This window comes from Salinicoccus halitifaciens (assembly GCF_021026095.1).
GTDB classification, from domain to species: Bacteria; Bacillota; Bacilli; order Staphylococcales; family Salinicoccaceae; genus Lacicoccus; species Lacicoccus halitifaciens.
In genome coordinates this window covers 81,584-98,671 of sequence record NZ_JAJNCU010000002.1, presented here as the reverse complement: position 1 = coordinate 98,671, position 17,088 = coordinate 81,584, and the positions used below count along the sequence as shown (strand labels likewise).

12 protein-coding genes are annotated in these 17,088 nt (G+C 42.0%); 2 read left to right on the top strand and 10 right to left on the bottom strand.

The window, feature by feature from the left end; genetic code table 11:
* Positions 1–11: 11 nt before the first annotated feature.
* Positions 12–1,538: an ATP-binding protein gene (locus LPW40_RS05115; RefSeq protein WP_230821154.1), complete on the bottom strand. Its 1,527-nt coding sequence runs from the start codon at positions 1,536–1,538 to the stop codon at positions 12–14.
* Between the two features lie 152 nt (positions 1,539–1,690).
* Here LPW40_RS05115 and LPW40_RS05110 point away from each other — a divergent pair, with 152 nt between their 5' ends.
* Complete coding sequence (locus LPW40_RS05110; protein ID WP_230821153.1) at positions 1,691–2,158, top strand: SRPBCC family protein; 468 nt, start codon at positions 1,691–1,693, stop codon at positions 2,156–2,158.
* A 29-nt stretch (positions 2,159–2,187) separates the two neighbouring features.
* Positions 2,188–2,643: an antibiotic biosynthesis monooxygenase family protein gene (locus LPW40_RS13720; protein WP_413775993.1), complete on the top strand. Its 456-nt coding sequence runs from the start codon at positions 2,188–2,190 to the stop codon at positions 2,641–2,643.
* Between the two features lie 104 nt (positions 2,644–2,747).
* On the opposite strand, the gene LPW40_RS05100 is transcribed toward LPW40_RS13720, so the two are convergent.
* From LPW40_RS05100 to LPW40_RS05060, 9 genes are all read right to left on the bottom strand, one after another.
* The gene (locus LPW40_RS05100; protein WP_230821151.1) at positions 2,748–4,358 is read right to left on the bottom strand and encodes an ATP-grasp domain-containing protein; all 1,611 of its coding nucleotides are present in this window, start codon (positions 4,356–4,358) and stop codon (positions 2,748–2,750) included.
* Positions 4,359–4,522: 164 nt separating this feature from the next.
* The gene (locus tag LPW40_RS05095; RefSeq protein ID WP_230821150.1) at positions 4,523–6,340 is read right to left on the bottom strand and encodes an ATP-grasp domain-containing protein; all 1,818 of its coding nucleotides are present in this window, start codon (positions 6,338–6,340) and stop codon (positions 4,523–4,525) included.
* A gap of 45 nt (positions 6,341–6,385) precedes the next feature.
* A complete protein-coding gene (locus LPW40_RS05090; RefSeq protein ID WP_230821149.1) occupies positions 6,386–7,999 on the bottom strand; it encodes an acylphosphatase in 1,614 nt (537 codons plus the stop codon).
* A gap of 42 nt (positions 8,000–8,041) precedes the next feature.
* On the bottom strand, positions 8,042–9,637 hold the full coding sequence (locus LPW40_RS05085) for an ATP-grasp domain-containing protein (protein WP_230821148.1): 1,596 nt from the start codon (positions 9,635–9,637) through the stop codon (positions 8,042–8,044).
* A 38-nt stretch (positions 9,638–9,675) separates the two neighbouring features.
* Positions 9,676–11,004 (bottom strand): ATP-binding protein, encoded by a 1,329-nt coding sequence (locus tag LPW40_RS05080; protein WP_230821147.1) that lies wholly within the window; start codon positions 11,002–11,004, stop codon positions 9,676–9,678.
* 343 nt (positions 11,005–11,347) lie between these two features.
* Complete coding sequence (locus LPW40_RS05075) at positions 11,348–12,640, bottom strand: acylphosphatase (protein WP_230821146.1); 1,293 nt, start codon at positions 12,638–12,640, stop codon at positions 11,348–11,350.
* Between the two features lie 64 nt (positions 12,641–12,704).
* A complete protein-coding gene (locus LPW40_RS05070) occupies positions 12,705–13,805 on the bottom strand; it encodes an ATP-grasp domain-containing protein (RefSeq protein WP_230821145.1) in 1,101 nt (366 codons plus the stop codon).
* Between the two features lie 180 nt (positions 13,806–13,985).
* A complete protein-coding gene (locus LPW40_RS05065) occupies positions 13,986–15,197 on the bottom strand; it encodes an ATP-grasp domain-containing protein (RefSeq protein ID WP_230821144.1) in 1,212 nt (403 codons plus the stop codon).
* A gap of 413 nt (positions 15,198–15,610) precedes the next feature.
* Entirely contained in the window at positions 15,611–17,032 is a 1,422-nt protein-coding gene (locus LPW40_RS05060; RefSeq protein WP_230821143.1) for a sugar-transfer associated ATP-grasp domain-containing protein, read from the bottom strand.
* Positions 17,033–17,088 lie beyond the last annotated feature (56 nt).

The window sequence follows — 17,088 nt, the reverse complement described above, 5'->3', positions numbered from 1 at the left end:
TGCTGCAATCATTATAGAGGACTGCCTTTTTTCACGTCGGCAAGCTCCTTTTTCAGGGCTTCAATTTCTTTCCGCATGTCCATATTCTCTCTCCTCAGGCGGTTGAGAGGGATGGATGCCGTTTCCGGAATTTCAAACTTATACATCAGCAGCGAGTCCCATTCGTTCTGGGCTGTAACTGTAATATCCAGCTTAGGGGCAATTTTCATGAGTTCCTGTAAAAATGATGTCAGATGTTTCGTCGTCCCGGCGACCACCATCTTCGCCCTATCTTTCCCAAGCATCCTTATATTCCCGCCAAGCCTGTGACCAGCTGCCGAATTGAACAGGACAGTGCGGTAAAAGTTAATATTGCCTTTCAGCTCCAGGTGGACATTTTCAACCTTGCTCTTCGGAAGCGGCGGCAATATGACTTCCTTCACTATGCCTTTTTTAAGGAAGCGGAAGATCTCATCGAAGTCGAAAGTGAAGTATTCATTGATGCCGGTGTCGATTGATGCCGTCTCGGGAAAATAGTAATCGACGATTTTCTTTGCGACATCCCTTGATTCCCCGTAAATCGGGAACATATGGCCGCCGAGGTCCGGCCTGCAGTTGATTTCAAGCACTTTATTGACATCCTTCTCCGGATCCCTGATGATATCGACACCGCCCATGTTCATACCGGGTATGCTCTTCACCGCGTTGACTGCGGTCATTTTATAATCCTCGGTGACTTCATCGGTGATATCCACCGTGTCCGCCGCATTGCTTGCGAATGTACTGTCCGTCAGGTTGATTTTTTCACCTTTCCCAAGTACAGAATCAAGATTGTAACCATGACGGCCGATGTAATCAATGAGCGCGTCATCCATTTTTATTTGGCTGTTGCTCAAGTGCGGATTCAATTTACGCCGTTGATTCTTAAGTTCTATCAGCTGCCTGATGGTATGCCCGCCGTCCCCTTCAATATGGGCAGGAATCCGCTTGAACGCAGCAATCATTTCATTTTCAATGACATAGGCCCGCGTATCGAACCCCTCTGCATGACGCTCCACGATGATTTCAGTGTAGCCCAGTTCACCGTGGATATGTTCCAACGCTTCGGCCAGTGACGCCCTGTCCTTGAGGTTCGTCCGCACCCCGATCGCAAGGCTCGCGTGTGCCGGTTTGACGATCACCGGATAGCCGATTGATTCCGCATATTCCAAAGCTTCCCCAAAATCATTATTTTGAATGGAGATGACTTTACCCTCCGGCACCGAAACACCCGCTGCAGCCAGATGCTGCTTCGTCAGTTCCTTGCTTTTACCGATCTGCCTTGCCTCTTTTGCGACCTTGTCGCCGAGGGACAGCTGGAACCTGTATTCCCGGCCTCCGTACGACAGCTTATGCCGAATCTTGATGCGGTTCTTCACGTACACCGTCATGAACCTCACTTCAATCCCCCGCCGCCATGCTTCGAGTGTCATCCTGTACATGCTGATGCTTGCCCCCTGCGCTTCCACAGGATGGTTCAGCATGATGTTTTCATAAATATCAAGTGCTTTCAATGCCATGAAAAATCTCCTCTTTCCCCTTATGTACCTTATAATGAATTATATACGTAATCCTCCGAACGTTTCAATTTATATATGGAAGGGAATCGTTACGAAAAGATTCAAACGGATAAACGGCATCGTAAAAGTGAATTGAAAAAGGAGTATATCAAATGAAGATGTATACTTTGACACGTCATCAGAAATTACCCGTCACCCCGGAAGAAGCGTGGTCCTTCTTCTCCAACCCGCAGAACCTTGAGGAAATCACCCCGGGGGACATGCCATTCAAGATGATTGGCGAGGACTTCCCCGGCATGTATGCCGGCATGATCATACAATATAATATCGAACCTTTCCCGAAGTTTCCCGTCAAATGGATCACCGAGATCACACATGTGGAAGAAGGTAGATATTTTGTTGATGAACAGCGCTTCGGCCCGTTCAAATTCTGGCACCACCAGCACCATTTCCGCGAGATTGAAGGCGGTGTGGAAATCATCGATACAGTGAACTATATCCTCCCGTTCCAGATCATCGGCCGCGCCGCCCACAAGCTGATGGTGGAAAAGCGACTCGAGGAAATCTTCGACTTCAGGCAGAAGACGCTGAAAGAGGCTTTCGGGGAATTGGAAGGTTGAATTAACATCATCTATTATAATTTTGGAGGCTGAACGTCATTATTATCACTCTTAAACAAAACGACAATGAAGATACGATCGAAGTAAAAGAAGAAGGCACAAACATTCAAATCGGCGATGACCAGTACGAAATCATCGACCAGTCCGGCAGACTGGAAAACAGCGGCACCATCGTCCTGAACTGCATCCCCGTCAAACCCGCAGGACGGGAGAAATTTGAAGAAAGATTTCTAAACCGCCCGAAGAAGATTGAAAATGAAGAAGGCTTTAAAGCCATAAGAGTTTCCCGTCCGCTTGACAGTGACATCTATATCGTCCTGACCCAATGGGCATCTGAAGAGGCGTTCAGGAATTGGCAAGACTCCGAAGCCTACTCACATGCACACAAAAAACGAGGGACAGACAAAGGTCTCGACCGTGATGAGAGTGTGCTGAAATCGAAACCTTATCATGAGGTTTATGACATTTCAGAAAAAGCGCTATAATGAAAGATGCTTATACAAAGGGTGTGATATATCTTTGAATAAAGAGCCTCATCTATATGAAATGTCCCGTAAACTCTTTATTGTTTACGGGACGTTTACACTTTTTAATTTATCAGTCTTGACTTGACGCTTCTTAAAGGCTTGGTCACTTTCCAAGAACGGCTGCTTTTCAATTCGTCTATTTCCTTTAAAAGACGTTGGTTTTCTTTTTCGATATCCTTTAGCTTGGATACAGATTCCTTCAATTTGATATTTTCTGATCTTAGCTTCATAGCCTGGGATGTCTCTTTCGACTTATCTATGGAAGGTGCTTTGAAATAATATGGATAAGCGCCGTACCAACGATTCTCTTCAATCACTTCCGCACCTGGACCGATCTTTCTGAGTATGATTTTGCTGAATTCTTTTACTTTGTCTTTCTTGCCGGCGACCTTCACGATTAATTTTTTATTAGCTTTCCTGATGATTTTCCCTCCAAGTTGTAACCTGACTGCAGTACGATGAATATCCGAAATGTTTTTTTCAGTATAACCGCTGACTGCAATCTTCATCGATGCAAGTTTTCCCTCAGGTAAAGCAGGCAGTGTAACACGCTTGACCGCTCCGCTCTTCAGAGTTTTGGAAACAGTATCCAGATCGAAAGTGAAATATTCATGGTTATCAACTGTCTTATCCGCCGTTTCAGGGAAGTGGTAATCGATCAATGCCTTAGGCACATCTTTCGGTTCTCCTTCCATCGGATAGATATGTCCGCAAATATTTGGAGCACCATTCAGCTCCAATATATATCCTTTATCTTCACTCCGGTCAACAATTATATCTATTCCGCTGACCTTCATGCCAGGTATGGCCTTCAATGCTTCCACCGCCAGAGCTTTCATTTTGTCTGAGAGTTCGTCCGTCACATCGACCGTTTCACATCCGTCCGGATGAAGTGTGCTTTTGCTCAGATAAACCCTTTCTCCGTCTTCCGGAACACTTGTCAGGCTCAAACTATTGTCCTTGAGATAAGACAATAATTTATCGTCTATTTCGATGTTGAATTTTTTCAAATGAGGGTTATTTTGCCGTATCTCGTTTTTCTCTTTTATCAGCTCTTCAATGTTTTTCCGGCCATCCCCTATTACATTCGCCGGTCGCCTGATATAGGCTGCGATCACTTCATCTTCGATGACATAAACTCTTGTATCTTCGCCCTTGACGTACTGCTCGACAATCACTTCTCCACAATTTAAGTCTTCCCTTAAAATCTTAAGAGCACCTTCGAGGGCCTCGCGATTCTTAAGATCGGTGAAAACTCCTGTTGCATTTCGTGCATCAAGAGGCTTCGCGACCACAGGAAAACCGATGGAAGCCGCATATTCCACAATCTCTTCCAGATTGTTGTTCAACTGAATGCTTCGTCCCTCGGGAACAGAAATATCTGCAGCTTTTAGATATTTTTTTGTCTCCGCTTTATCATTCACGATTTTCCTCGCCGCTTTTTCCATCAAGCCTCCGAAAGAGAGGCGGAAATTGTATTCTATCCCCGCATTCTTCAAAGTATAGTATGTACTTTGCCTGTTTTTTGCAGCTGCACTGAAAAAGCTGACCTCAATCCCTCTTCGCCACGCTTCAAGCGTGATTGAATAAGTGATTAGCGGAAGCCCTTTGGCTTGGGCGGGAAGTTGCTTTTGGATTGCTGAATAATCATTAAAGAATTTTTTCTGATTCATAATTTACCCCTTTTTTTACAACCCTATTAAGTACTGTATTGGACTTATCATAATTTTTTCTAACCGATACTGTCAAGTAAATGTACATCTTTATTTTACTGTTTCACTGTTTACGATTAAAAAGGCTAAAAAAGAACCTTTATTTAAAATAAAGGCTCCCCATTTTATTTCTTCCTGCTTTTGCCGACCGGGTTATATCTCCTTAAAGGCCGGGTCAGTTTCCAGGACTTACTATTCACAGTATCTTTATATTTCTTTTTTAGCTGAACAATCTCAGTTTCCAGAGCCTTGATTTTCTCTCCCATGGTGTTTTCAAAGCTGATCAATGCCCTTTCTTTTTCACCCAGATTCAAAACTGCGGAGATATACTTCTTATTGAGTGCATCGAAACTCTCTTTGAATTCATCGATTTCCGCTTGCAGCGCTTCGATTTTCTCAAGGAGTCCGGCCGTTTTCTCTTCCTCGTTCAACAGCTGTTTTTCTGCCTGATCCAATTTTTCATGGAGGATCTCATATCTCTTTTGCTCTTTTTTCAGTCTGTCTTCCAGCTCTTCCACTGTCACTTTCTTAATGACAAATCCAGTATTCACGGATTTTTCCCAGATCTGTTCTTCGATTTCTGAGACATTGAAATCCGAATCTTCAGCAGAAAAATATCCTATGAATTTATCAAGCACCGTCTCATTTTCACCTGCAGCCACAATCTCATAACAGTCTGAACTGATTCTGTTGACATAACCGTGAATCCCCAACTTTAAAGCTTTCAGCCTAATGGCAGCCGATAGGCCACTCTTGGCTTCGCTGAGTTTCACTTCATACTTCCTTGTGAATTTGGGCCCTGCATTTTTAAGCGGATGGACCTGGACCTCGTAAACAGTCAGATTGTCAAGAGGCGCAATTTTAGCATCGAAATCAAAATATAAATTGGATCGCTCCGTTTCTTTCGTCTCCGGAAAATAAAAATCAACAATCGGCTTCACAACATCTTTTGCGGTACCTTCCACAGGAAATACATGCAAACCAATCATCGGCTTGGTATTGACTTCTATAACCGTAGGCTCACCCGTATCAGGATCGATAATCATATCCAACCCTGCGATATTTAATCCGGGCACCGCCTGTGTTGCTTTTTCAGCTGTGCTTATGATCTCTTTTGAGAGGTTCTCAGTGATTTCCACCGGGTCTCCGCCGGCAGAGATGTTCGATTTGGTCCGCAAGAATAATCTTTCGCCTTCCTCGAGCACACTCTCCAGAGTATAACCTTGACTCTCAATGATTCTCTGAACTTCTTTATCAACCCTGATTCTTTTTTTGGACAGAGCTGGATTATCAGCTTTGCTTCGATTTTTCAGCCTGATCAGCTTTTGTATCGTGTCTTCTCCATTCCCTATGATATTTGCCGGTATCCTGTTGACAGCACCTTCGACTTTACCATCCACTGTTAAAATCCGGTACTCTGTTCCTGGTATAAACTCTTCAATCATGATGTAGGCATATCCAAGATCATCGCGAAGGTAAGACAGAATATCCAAAAGGTCCTTTTCGGAACTAATATTTGAGAACACACCTTTACCGGCATTCTCATCTAAAGGTTTGACCACTATGGGAAATGACAAGGTTTTAACAAATTCCAAGACGACACTTTCATCTTCTGAGGTACTGAAAACTTTACCTTCTGGCACTTTAACGCCCGCGTCCTTCAAATATTTCTTGGTTAAATCTTTATACTCACATACGTCGAATGCTTCTCTGGAGAGCTTGTCACCCAATGAAGACTCGAAGTGATGCACTTTCTCGCCCAGCTCTAAAGAGTATCTCACCAGAATCTTATTGTCCGGGTTCTCAATAGTGTAAAAATTAACTTTAATGCCCCTTCTCCAGGCTTCGAGGGCAATCAAATACATGCTCAGTTTGTTTCCGTATCCTTCCGGAGGCACTGCTTCCTGCAGATGTTCCAACGATTCTTCAATCGTGTTTACCATGTGACATCCCCCAATCATATTAGTTGGATAAACGATGATCGTGATTTATTTTTTCCTACTTATAAGCTTATATGCAAATCTTAAAGGTGCGGTCATCTTCCAGGTTTTTCTCGCTTTGAAACGATTATGCCTGTCGATGAGATACTGATTCTTCATTTCCAATTTTTCATTATCAGTTTTAAGCTTCTCGATTTCCTTTTCGAGTTCCAAAGGCGTTAAATCGGTTTTGCGATTAATGATGTCAAAGCCTAGTTTAACCGGCTTATCCCAATTCTCTTCATGTATAGCCGTCACTTCCACATCTTTATCTTTGGGACCCTTAAAGCACTTATTTACGAAACCTTCGAGAACCAGCGGATCGGTCCCTGCAGCCAGGACTTCAACTGTGCCATCTTCTTTATTTTCAACATATCCATTTAAATTTCTATATTTCGCCTGCTGTTTTATCCATCCGCGATAACCGGGCACGATAACTTTTCCAGACAGGATAAATTTTTTACCGCGAAGTTTTTTGGGTGAAATAGTCGTAATTTCCACCGAGGAGGCAGTCCTGTTTCTAATTGGTTCCAGAGCGCTGTCGAAATCAAAATACAGCCATGATCTACCTTTGCCTTTCGTCTTAGGAAAATAATAGTCAATGATTTCTTTGGCGAAATCTCTTGGAGTCCCCTCCATCGGGAAGAGATGTCCTCCAAAACCCGGTCTTGCATTAACTTCCAGAATAACTCCGGTGTCATTCTCTTCATCCACAATCATATCAACCCCGTAATGTTCCAATCCGGGTATGGCAGGTCCGACATTTCTAGCGATCGCTTTGAGGTTTTCGGTCAATTTATCCGTCACATCAATAGCGTCCCCACCTTTCGATAAATTACTCTTTTCACGCAGATAAACCCGTTCTCCTTCATCAGGAATTGTATTTAACTTATAGCCTTTTCTCTTGAGCATTGTACGGATTTCCCGGTCCACTTTAATTAATCTGCTCGTTAAATGAGGGTTTGTCATTCTAATTTCATTTGTCTGGGCGATTAATTCTTTGATAGTGTGCTTGCCATCCCCCAGAACACTCGCCGGTCTGCGGATCATTGCCCCGAGCACCCGGTCACCTATGACAACGACTCTGAACTCTCTTCCGGGAATGTAATCCTCTACAATTACCTCTTTGAACCCGAGCTCTTCACGGACATGCGGTATGATGTCTTTAAGCTCTTCCATGGTCTGGATATTCGCGAAAACGCCGTTTCCCGCATTGCCGTCGGTGGGCTTGAGTACGATTGGAAACTCCATCGTTTCGGCAAATGCCAGAATCTCTTCATCGGTTGAGTTTTCATTGAACATTTTGCCTGTGGGAACAGGCACTGGTACATCTGCATTTCTCAAGTATTTTTTTGTGGTTTCTTTATTATCACAAATATCGAAGGCCTCTTGCGTCACACCATCTCCCATAGAGAGTTGGAAATGATGGGTTTTTGTGCCATCGCTCAATGAATACCTGACCTTCAATAGATTTTTTTCATCAAAATGACTGTAATATTTTAAATTCAAGCCTCTGCGCCATCCTTCAAGCGCCACTGTATAGGTGCTTATCCTTTTTCCCTGGCCAGCCGGTGGTACGGCACCTTCATGATGAGGCATCCATCTGAATTCTGTTTCGCTCATTATAATGTAACCTCCGAATTCCGTATCGTTAAAAGACTCATATCAGTTTCTTTTCCTTCCAATTTTATCAAATAGAACTCTGAATGGGGCAGATAATTTCCATGATACACTTTTTTGTATCAAATTTATCCTTCGGTTGATCCGTACTGTTTCCTTTTCGATTAAGCTTCTCTTCTCTTCAATCTTTTTAATTTCTGCCCTTAAACTTCTCAAGCTCATATCTTTACCATCATCCAGCATTCTGAATCCAGTCATTACAGGATTCTGAAACTCCTCAATGCCGGTTATGGTCAAATCCAGATTGCCGGTAATCTTTTTTAAGTCCTTGATGAAATTCTGCAATATATCCATATTGGCCCCCGCCACTATTAACACTGATGTCTGAGGTGGCTTCGGCTCCAGATGACCATGCAGATTTTGTTCAAAAATGATTGGTTCAATTTCATCATAGAGTAAAGAATAGTCATTTTCGCCGCTTACAATTATTTTAAATGCACTCAACTTTCCCGTATATGGCCGAATTTCGATTTCTGCGGCGGAGTCTCCTTTTAAAGTGTCCAATATGTGATCAAATTCAAAATAGGCATTTGAATGTACGGTTTCAAACGCTTTTGTTTCAGGGATATAATAATTCAAAATTTCTTTGGGTATATCGGTTGCTGTTCCTTCTACGGGAAACAGATGATTTCCTATGCCGGGTCTCGTATTCAATTCCAGTATGACGCCGGACCCGGTCTCTTCATTGATGATCATATCCACACCGCACTGCACTAAACCTGGGATGGCCTTGGTTGCCCTGATGGCGATACTCCTTTGTTCTGGTGTCAGTTTATCGGTGATATCCACCGATTCACCGCCTCTGGATAAATTGCTGATTCTTCTCAGGAAGATTCGCTCATCCTTCTTTGGTATACTTTCCATAGTATACCCAGCATTTTTCAAGGCATCATGAACCTCCTTATCGATTTTAATCGGTCTGAAATACAAGCTTGGAACCTTTTTTCTCAATATATTCTTTCTCACAATTAGTTCTTTTACGGTCGATGTGCCATCGCCCAGTATGTTCGCAGGTCTCCTGTTGGAAGCAGCCAGCACTCTGCCATCCAGTACATAGATGCGAACCTCATCCCCTGTCACATACTGCTGGACCAGGATATTCTTATACCCCAGGTTTACTCTGACCGCCTTTAAGGCATGTTTTAAATCCTGCTCATTTTTAATTCCGGCATAGACGCCTCTTCCCGCTCTGCCATCTGTCGGTTTTAAAACGAGAGGAAAATTAATCTGTTTTGCATAACCAAGGATTACTTCATCAGCAACATCTTCCCCGAACTCTTTTCCAAGTGGGATGGGGACACCGGCTTTTGAGAGAAATTCATTGGTTCTGCCTTTATCATTACATATCTCAATGATATCATCCGTAATCAATTCACCGCTGGAGCCGATAAAACTGTACTCTCTGTCCTTCCATGTTAAAATACAGCCTATCTCATGATTGTCACCTTTGAAGAACCTAACCCCGAGTCCCCGTCTCCAGCCTTCCAGGGCAATTGTATAAAGACTTGTATGGTTTTTACGTGCTGCAACGGGGATGGAATCTATCAGATGCGGCAGCCAACCTTCATGTTTAAAATCCATGTTAAAACTTCCCTCCAAAACTTTGCAGAAAGCCAGTTTTAATCATTCTTCCTTAGCCTGCTAATCATTCTTAATGGCCTGGTGACTTTCCATGAGTTGCTTTCTTTCAACTGTGACATCTCTTTCTTCAGTTGTTCATTCTCTTTTTTAAGTCTTCTGTTTTCCGACTCGATATGACCTTCTTTTGAAATGAGTGCAACAGGTTTCATCTCATCGAATACTTCAAATTTATACATGATATGAGAGTCCCATCTGTTTTCATCAATCAATTCAATATCCATAATTGAAGATTTCGAGGACAGTTTTTCCATAAAAACTTCAACACGTTGCTTTCTTCCTGCTATGATCAGTCTTGCTTTGTTGCAGGTGATTTTCTTCATATGTCCACCGACCCTGTGGCCTATGGCACTTTTGAATAACCAATGGTCATATTTTTCAATATCACCGGTTATGATCAGATGTTTATTCACCACATTCTTCTTTGGAAGTGGCGGCAAGGTGACTTCTTTGACAATCCCTTTCTTAAGGAAGTCCGTGATACTATCGAAATCGAAAGTGAACCAGGCAGATTCTTTCTTTTCAATTTCAGCCGTTTCAGGGAAGTAATAATCAATAATGGCTCCCGGCACATCCCTGCTCTGTCCGATTACAGGGAACAGGTGCCCGCCGATATTAGGTCTGCAGTTCACTTCGAGTACATAATTCCTGTCATTCTCCTGATCCATGATAATATCGACACCTGCCAGGTTCATGCCCGGCAGACATCTGATTGCTTCGACAGCGGTCTTCTTAAAGTTTTCAGTGAGTTCATCCGTGATATCCACTGTTTCCGAATAATCTTTTGCGAATGTACTGCCGCTTAAATCCACTTTCTTACCATTTTCAAGAATGCTGTCCAATTGATAGCCTTGTTCATTTATGAAATCAATCAAATTCTCTTCGACTTCAATCAAATCTCCACTCAGATGCGGGTTCATCTTCCGGTATTTATTTTTCATTTCGATCAATTGCATAATACTGCTCTCTCCATCTCCGATTATGTTTCCCCGCACCCTCTTAAAAGAGGCAATCACCTGATCTCCTGCCACATAAGTCCTCGTATCATAACCTGCTGCATGCCGCTCAATAATAATATCTTTATATCCAAGTTCCACATGAACATGGTCCAATGCTTCATGAAGATCTTCTTTACTTTGAATATTGGTGCGAACGCCGATGGCCAGGCTCGCCTCTGCCGGCTTGACGATGACAGGATATCCGATATGCCCTGCATACTCAGCCGCTTCATTATAGTCACTATTATGAATCGAGAGCATCTTCCCTTCAGGCACTGGTACGCCTGCTGCTTTAAGGTATTGCTTCGTCAATGCTTTGCTTCTCCCAATTTTCCTTGCCTCTTTTGAAACTTTATCTCCCAATGACAATTGAAAAGTGTGATCTTCATTCTTATGAGACAATTTATATCTAATTTTCAACTGATTTTTGACATATATGGTGAAGAATTTGACTTCAATTCCTCTTTGCCAGGCTTCAAGTGCAATAGTATATGTCATCAAAGCCGGTCCGTGTGCTGAGTGTGGATAAATTTCGCTTGGAGTGTCATTTAAAATTTGTATTTTATCTATCATTTTCAGAATCTCCTCTTCCAGGGAAGACCGATCGACATTTTCCATCCTGAACTCATGTCAGACCGGCCATGCTCATATTCTCTTATTTTTTTCTGAGATGGCGGTACAGACCTTTACCCACGCCTGTAAACTTCCGGAGCGGCGCAGTCGCTTTCCATGAATTGCTGTTGAGCATATCGAGATGCTTATCTTCGAGCACTTCGATTTCTTCTTCAGCTGATTTCAAGTCTTCTTGAGCCTCGTGATACAGATTGAGCAACTCTCTCCGCTCCCCTATATTTGAAAAACCTTTCTTTATCGATTCTAAGAATTCTTTCATTCCAATAATAGTAATATTATGGTCTGACTGTCTTTCAAGTATTTTGCCATAAAAAGCATTTATTTTCTCTTCATCAGGGGTTGCTGCAACGATTTCCAACTTGCCATCACTCCTGTACCTTGTATAACCATCAAGATTGTACTCTTTTGCCTCTCCTTTGATCCATCGGTGGAATGAGTATTTATCCACTTCACCTGAAAGTATGAACTTTCTGGATATCAGACTGCCACATTCATATGAAACGATTTTCACGTTATCTGCTGTCCTGTCCCTTAAAGGCTGGATGACTTCATTATAATCAAAAAATATAACAGGAGCATTGTGAGCATTGTGAACATTTTTACATGTTCCCGGAAAATAATAATCGATGATGGCAGCGGGTATATCCCTCGCTTTCCCTTGTACAGGATAAAGGAACTCCGATATCCGGCCTGTCAAGTCCACTCCGTTTACATAAGGCTCAGGCGTATTTCCTTGAGTGATTATATTGATAATGCCATGTCCGAATCCTGGTATGGTTTCCGACGCTTTGAGTGCCGTTTCTTTGAATGCTTCAGGTAATACATCCAATACATCGAGAGGTTCTTCAACATTGACTGCAGTACCAGAAGGTTCGTATTTGATCGCGCCTACAATGTCATCGCCAACCATATAGATACTGTACTTTTCAACGAGTTCTTCCGATTTGGAATTATATTCATCTTTAGTGGATTGTCTTTCAGCAGGCAGGGTGATGCCTGCTGAAAGGAGCTTCTTTTGGAGTTTTTCCGTATCTCGCGTGGTCTTCACTGCTTCTTTTGTCACCTTGTCTCCACGTGACCGGAAGAAATAATGACAATCCTCATCCGATTTTAATGAAAACAGCTGTCCCGGCTCATTGTCTTCCCACGTCAGCATCCCGGGAAATTTCTCTGACTCTTTCACATGCCATCTCAAAGTCAAGCCGCGTCTCCAGCCTTCCAGAGCAATAAGAAAAGCATCGAAATGAGAACCGTAATTCTCCTCTAGGATTTGCCCGGACAAATGCGGAAACCATTCCGCTGATTTATCTTGCATATCGTTCCCCCCTAACGTTGCCTGGTTCGGTGAACCTTTTACAGTCGTTCTTTTTTATATTTGATTAATTATTAAGGCGTTTCCTAATGAATTTTTTTAACCTGCCGAAAGACTTTTTCTCACGTTGAGCTTCTTCATAAATGTCATTTATATAATCATGAATGGGTTGTTTGGGCGTCCCTTTCCAGGGATAATAATGCATCACAAGATTGGCTGCATGATTCAGCTCCAGAACTTTTGCTTCTTCATCATTAAACCTCGAAAACATGATATCCACACCGGCTGATTTCAAATGAGGCACCGCTTCTACTGCACTTTCGGCAAGGCGCTTCAAATTGTCGGAAACAAGATGGCTGATTTCCAATGTATCTCCTCCTAGTGCCACATTCGAAACACTCGTAAAGAAGATTACTCTGTTTTTTTGGACCACACTGTCCAAATTCAAATCTATATCAGTCAGATAACTTTCAAGCTGCAGATTCAAAGGAATCATGAACTTTTTAAGATGGGGGTTCTGTTTTCTCAAATGATTCTTGCATTTAATCAGTTCTCTTATCGTAGAATTCCCATCCCCGGTTATATTTGCCGGTACCCTCAAAATGGCGGAACTGAAATGTTCATTGATAACCAAAAAACGGGCTTCAATCCCTGGTAATTGCGGTTGTATAATTACTTGTGCGCCATCGGTGCTTCCTTCATATGCCTTTAGGCAGTTTAACCAGGCTTCGCTGACATTTTCCGGATTGACATTCATCACTACGCCTTTGCCCGAGCTCAAATTGTACGGCTTTATTACAAAAGGCATAGTGTGTTTTTCCAACTCTTTCTTTGCTTCTTCAAACTGATTGGCATCATAAATGAAGGACTTTGTTGTAGCGACCTTTTTTTCCATCAGATATTGTTCAGTTTTATATTTGTCCCTTGCAATGCGGGTACCTTCTTTTTTATTGGTCATGATATTCTGACCGTTAAATCCACCGACTTCCCTGCCTCTATAATAGAAGACGATTTTAGAGGGTGATGCCATTTCATACTTCATGTCATCAAATTTTTTGATCGCCTCTTTTGCGATTTCAGGTACAGAGTCCATATGGGAATCATACTGATTCACCACTGTATCGTTGAAATGTTCAATTAAAGTATCTTTTAATAAATTAATATCCATGGGATTTCTTTTCACTTTCTCTCGAAATTTAAGAATTCAGTGGTCACTTTATGATATGTCACACTCCAAAGAATTATATCATATACAAATTGCGGGATAAATTTTAATCCAGCTGTCTACGGTATTTAATATATATTAATAAAGAGCCCGGCTGAAAAGCCGGACTCTTCTTAGATGAATTTACTTTGTCACTTCAAATTCAATCAAAGATTTGAAGTAGTATTGATATTCACCTTCCCAGTTTTGATCATCAGATATCTTCACGTTTATTTTAGAATTTTTCTTGCTGAGCATATACTCTGTAAATTTTTCTATATCGTTTGAAGCTCCTGCCACTTTGATGATCAGAAGGTCTTTTTCTTCTTTTACCACTTCACCACCCAATTTCGTCCCTACTGCCCGGCGGCGTATCAATGGAACTAGTTTGGAGACATTACCGGATATTTCAAAAGTCTTTGCATTCAACTCACCTTCAGGAAGTCGAGGGACAGTGACTTCTGTCACTACTCCGCTTTTCAGGATTTTATTGATGTTATCAAAATCAAAGACGAAATTTTGGAATCTTCCCGAGTCCCTCTCTTTGGTTTCCGGAAAGAAATGATCTATGAATGCTTTGTGGACGTCTCTTGGTTCACCAATCATGGGAAATAGATGGCCGGCAATATTAGGGCTGGCATTCAATTCCAGCACATACCCTTCATCTTTCTCTTTATTAACCATAATATCCAATCCGCTCAGTTCCATACCTGGAATGGCTTTCACTGCATTCCTGGCAATTTCCCGGATTTTTGGTGTCAGCTCATCTGTAACATCTACGACTTCACAGCCGTCGATATGCAATGTACTGTCAGTGAGATATACCACTTCATCCTTGGCAGGTATACTTGTAAGGGAGAAGCCTTTTTCTTTAAGGTAGGCTTTCACCTTGCCTGTAATTTCCAATTTATTCTTCTTGGCGTGAGGATTGGTCTGACGGATTTTATTTTTAACCCCAATCAATTCTTTGATCGTCCTTTTGCCGTCACCGATGACATTGGCAGGTTCCCTTTTATATGCTGCAATGACTTCATCCTTTGTCACATAGACCCGTGTATCTTCCCCCACTATGAAATTTTCCACCATAATGTCCTTATACCCGAGTTCTTCCAAGTTATTTAAAGCCGCTTCCAATTCTTTTTGATTCTTGATATCTGTGTGGACACCCTGTCCGAGTCTCCCATTGATCGGCTTTACGACTGCAGGATACCCTGTCGACTCAATAATCGAGTAAACTTCTTCATAACCGTTTTCTATAGAAACCGCTCCGCCCCGGGGAACCGGCACATCCCCTTTGGCCAAATATTCTTTTGCCTGTTCTTTGCTGTTCACGATTTTCCTGACTTCTTTATCCATATTGCCGCCAAAGCTGATTCTGAAAGTGTGCTCCCGCTCTTCACTTTTCAGACGGTAGTAGATCCTCGCCTGATTTCTGACGAATCCTGTGTAGAATTTCAATTCGAGTCCTCTTCTCCACGCTTCGAGAGCGATTGAATAGGTGACCAGCCCAAAACCTTTTGCCCGTCTTGGCATCTGTTTATTGATTGCCGAAAAATTATTGTATAATCCTGTATAATCCATTATATTTCTCCTTTTAAGCTGGAAAGTTCCCTTTGAATGCAGATTTTCCATCAGTTGTTGAGCCGTCTTAACCACTTCTCATTTCATAAGTAATACCCACAGAATAAGATGTCTTTCCTTGTCTGTGGGTACTTCTGGTGTTCATGGTGAGATATTTATAGCTGGGACATACCAACCCGTCACGCTGCTTATTTTTTCTTAAACACTGAACCGACCTTACGAACCGGTTCTGTAATGCGCCAGCTTGTGCTCCCAGCCATCTCTTCATATTTTTTCTTGTATTTATCTCTCTCTTTGATCAGTTGCTGTTTCTCTTTTTCTGTTTCATCTCTGATTGTGTCCATAGACCTTTTCATATTATTATACTTATTTTTCAATTCTTTGGACGAGGTCGAATCATTTTTCAACTGATTTAATTCCTTTTTCAATTCTTTGACCAGTCTTTCGTTTTGTCCAAGTTCTTTCTTGAGGCTTTCCAACTCTTTTTTCTCAATGCGTTTCCGGTGCTTTTTCATCAGCTTAGGACTTTTGGTGTCGATGGTTTCTTTGACATATTTCATAACTTCTTCCGTCATATCACCGAACATCGGTTTTTGGGAAACTAGCTGATAAAAAGCAGTTGAGCCTGCGAAGTTCGCTTCTATGAAGACCGGTTTGCCGTCAGTGCCCACCGCAATATCCCAGGAGACGAAATCCAAGTGTATGAAATGCTTATGACTGTCTGTTACGAATTTCTTGAATTCTTCATAATTCGGAATCGGCTTAAGATCGGAAAATTTAAATCCGGTCGTTGGATGTTCCGTGAACTTCTCCCCACTTTGTCCGATTCCAAAATCGAAAAATTCTCCTGTGTCTTTGACACCTATACGTGGACTGCTGTCCACATTCGCATTATCCCTTATGTCGTCGCCACTGCCAAAACGTGCAAATGCCAATAAATATTTTATTTCGTTATTCCATCTAAATGTGACCATTCTGATCGTATTGACCGATGCAGGATGCGGTGCCGCCATATTGGGATGTTGTTTCAACATTTCTTGCACTATGAAGTTACCTCTGAATTTTTTAAGAAGTCGTTCAACCGAAATGTATTTATCTTCGAAAAGTACTTTATCTCCCTTTAACTCCAGCTTCGCTATACCACTGCCGTTGTTACCTTTACTCGGCTTAATTATGAGACCATTTTCATTTTTTGATAACAATTCAAGTGCAGTTTCAGGCGATATGGTATTGTAATCAGCATCAAAGTATTGTCCCCTTATACTTCTTACGACGGTCACAGCAGAGCGGGAGCGATCGATGATCAAGTCATAGATATTTTTATCCCCATAATAGCCTGTCATATCGTAATCATTGAAGACGGGAAGCACTTCATAACGCATTACACTTCCGGTTATCAATTTCGGTTCCTTGATGCCGTGCAAATTCATGAAAGCAGTATATAAACCTTTATCTATCTTTCTTTCAGTCTTGGGACTCCAATAGCTGTCCACTTCTTTCAGGAAACTTTCATCAATGTTATCCAATAGTCCTGCGTCATACCAATCTTTATTAATTTTGGTGGTGGTGCTGATTCCCAATTCTTTGAATTTTTTAGTGTTCTCTATCATACTCATTTCTCCCATACTTTCATAAAAAGTAAATTACAAGTGAATATACCGATCTG

Excerpts from the sequence above, each read along its gene's own strand:
- LPW40_RS05115 (WP_230821154.1), bottom strand. The coding sequence starts at position 1,538 with ATGGCATTGAAAGCACTTGATATTTATGAAAACATCATGCTGAACCAT.
- LPW40_RS05110 (WP_230821153.1), top strand. The coding sequence starts at position 1,691 with ATGAAGATGTATACTTTGACACGTCATCAGAAATTACCCGTCACCCCG.
- LPW40_RS05100 (WP_230821151.1), bottom strand. The coding sequence starts at position 4,358 with ATGAATCAGAAAAAATTCTTTAATGATTATTCAGCAATCCAAAAGCAA.
- LPW40_RS05095 (WP_230821150.1), bottom strand. The coding sequence starts at position 6,340 with ATGGTAAACACGATTGAAGAATCGTTGGAACATCTGCAGGAAGCAGTG.
- LPW40_RS05090 (WP_230821149.1), bottom strand. The coding sequence starts at position 7,999 with ATGAGCGAAACAGAATTCAGATGGATGCCTCATCATGAAGGTGCCGTA.
- LPW40_RS05085 (WP_230821148.1), bottom strand. The coding sequence starts at position 9,637 with ATGGATTTTAAACATGAAGGTTGGCTGCCGCATCTGATAGATTCCATC.
- LPW40_RS05075 (WP_230821146.1), bottom strand. The coding sequence starts at position 12,640 with ATGCAAGATAAATCAGCGGAATGGTTTCCGCATTTGTCCGGGCAAATC.
- LPW40_RS05070 (WP_230821145.1), bottom strand. The coding sequence starts at position 13,805 with ATGGATATTAATTTATTAAAAGATACTTTAATTGAACATTTCAACGAT.
- LPW40_RS05065 (WP_230821144.1), bottom strand. The coding sequence starts at position 15,197 with ATGGATAAAGAAGTCAGGAAAATCGTGAACAGCAAAGAACAGGCAAAA.
- LPW40_RS05060 (WP_230821143.1), bottom strand. The coding sequence starts at position 17,032 with ATGATAGAGAACACTAAAAAATTCAAAGAATTGGGAATCAGCACCACC.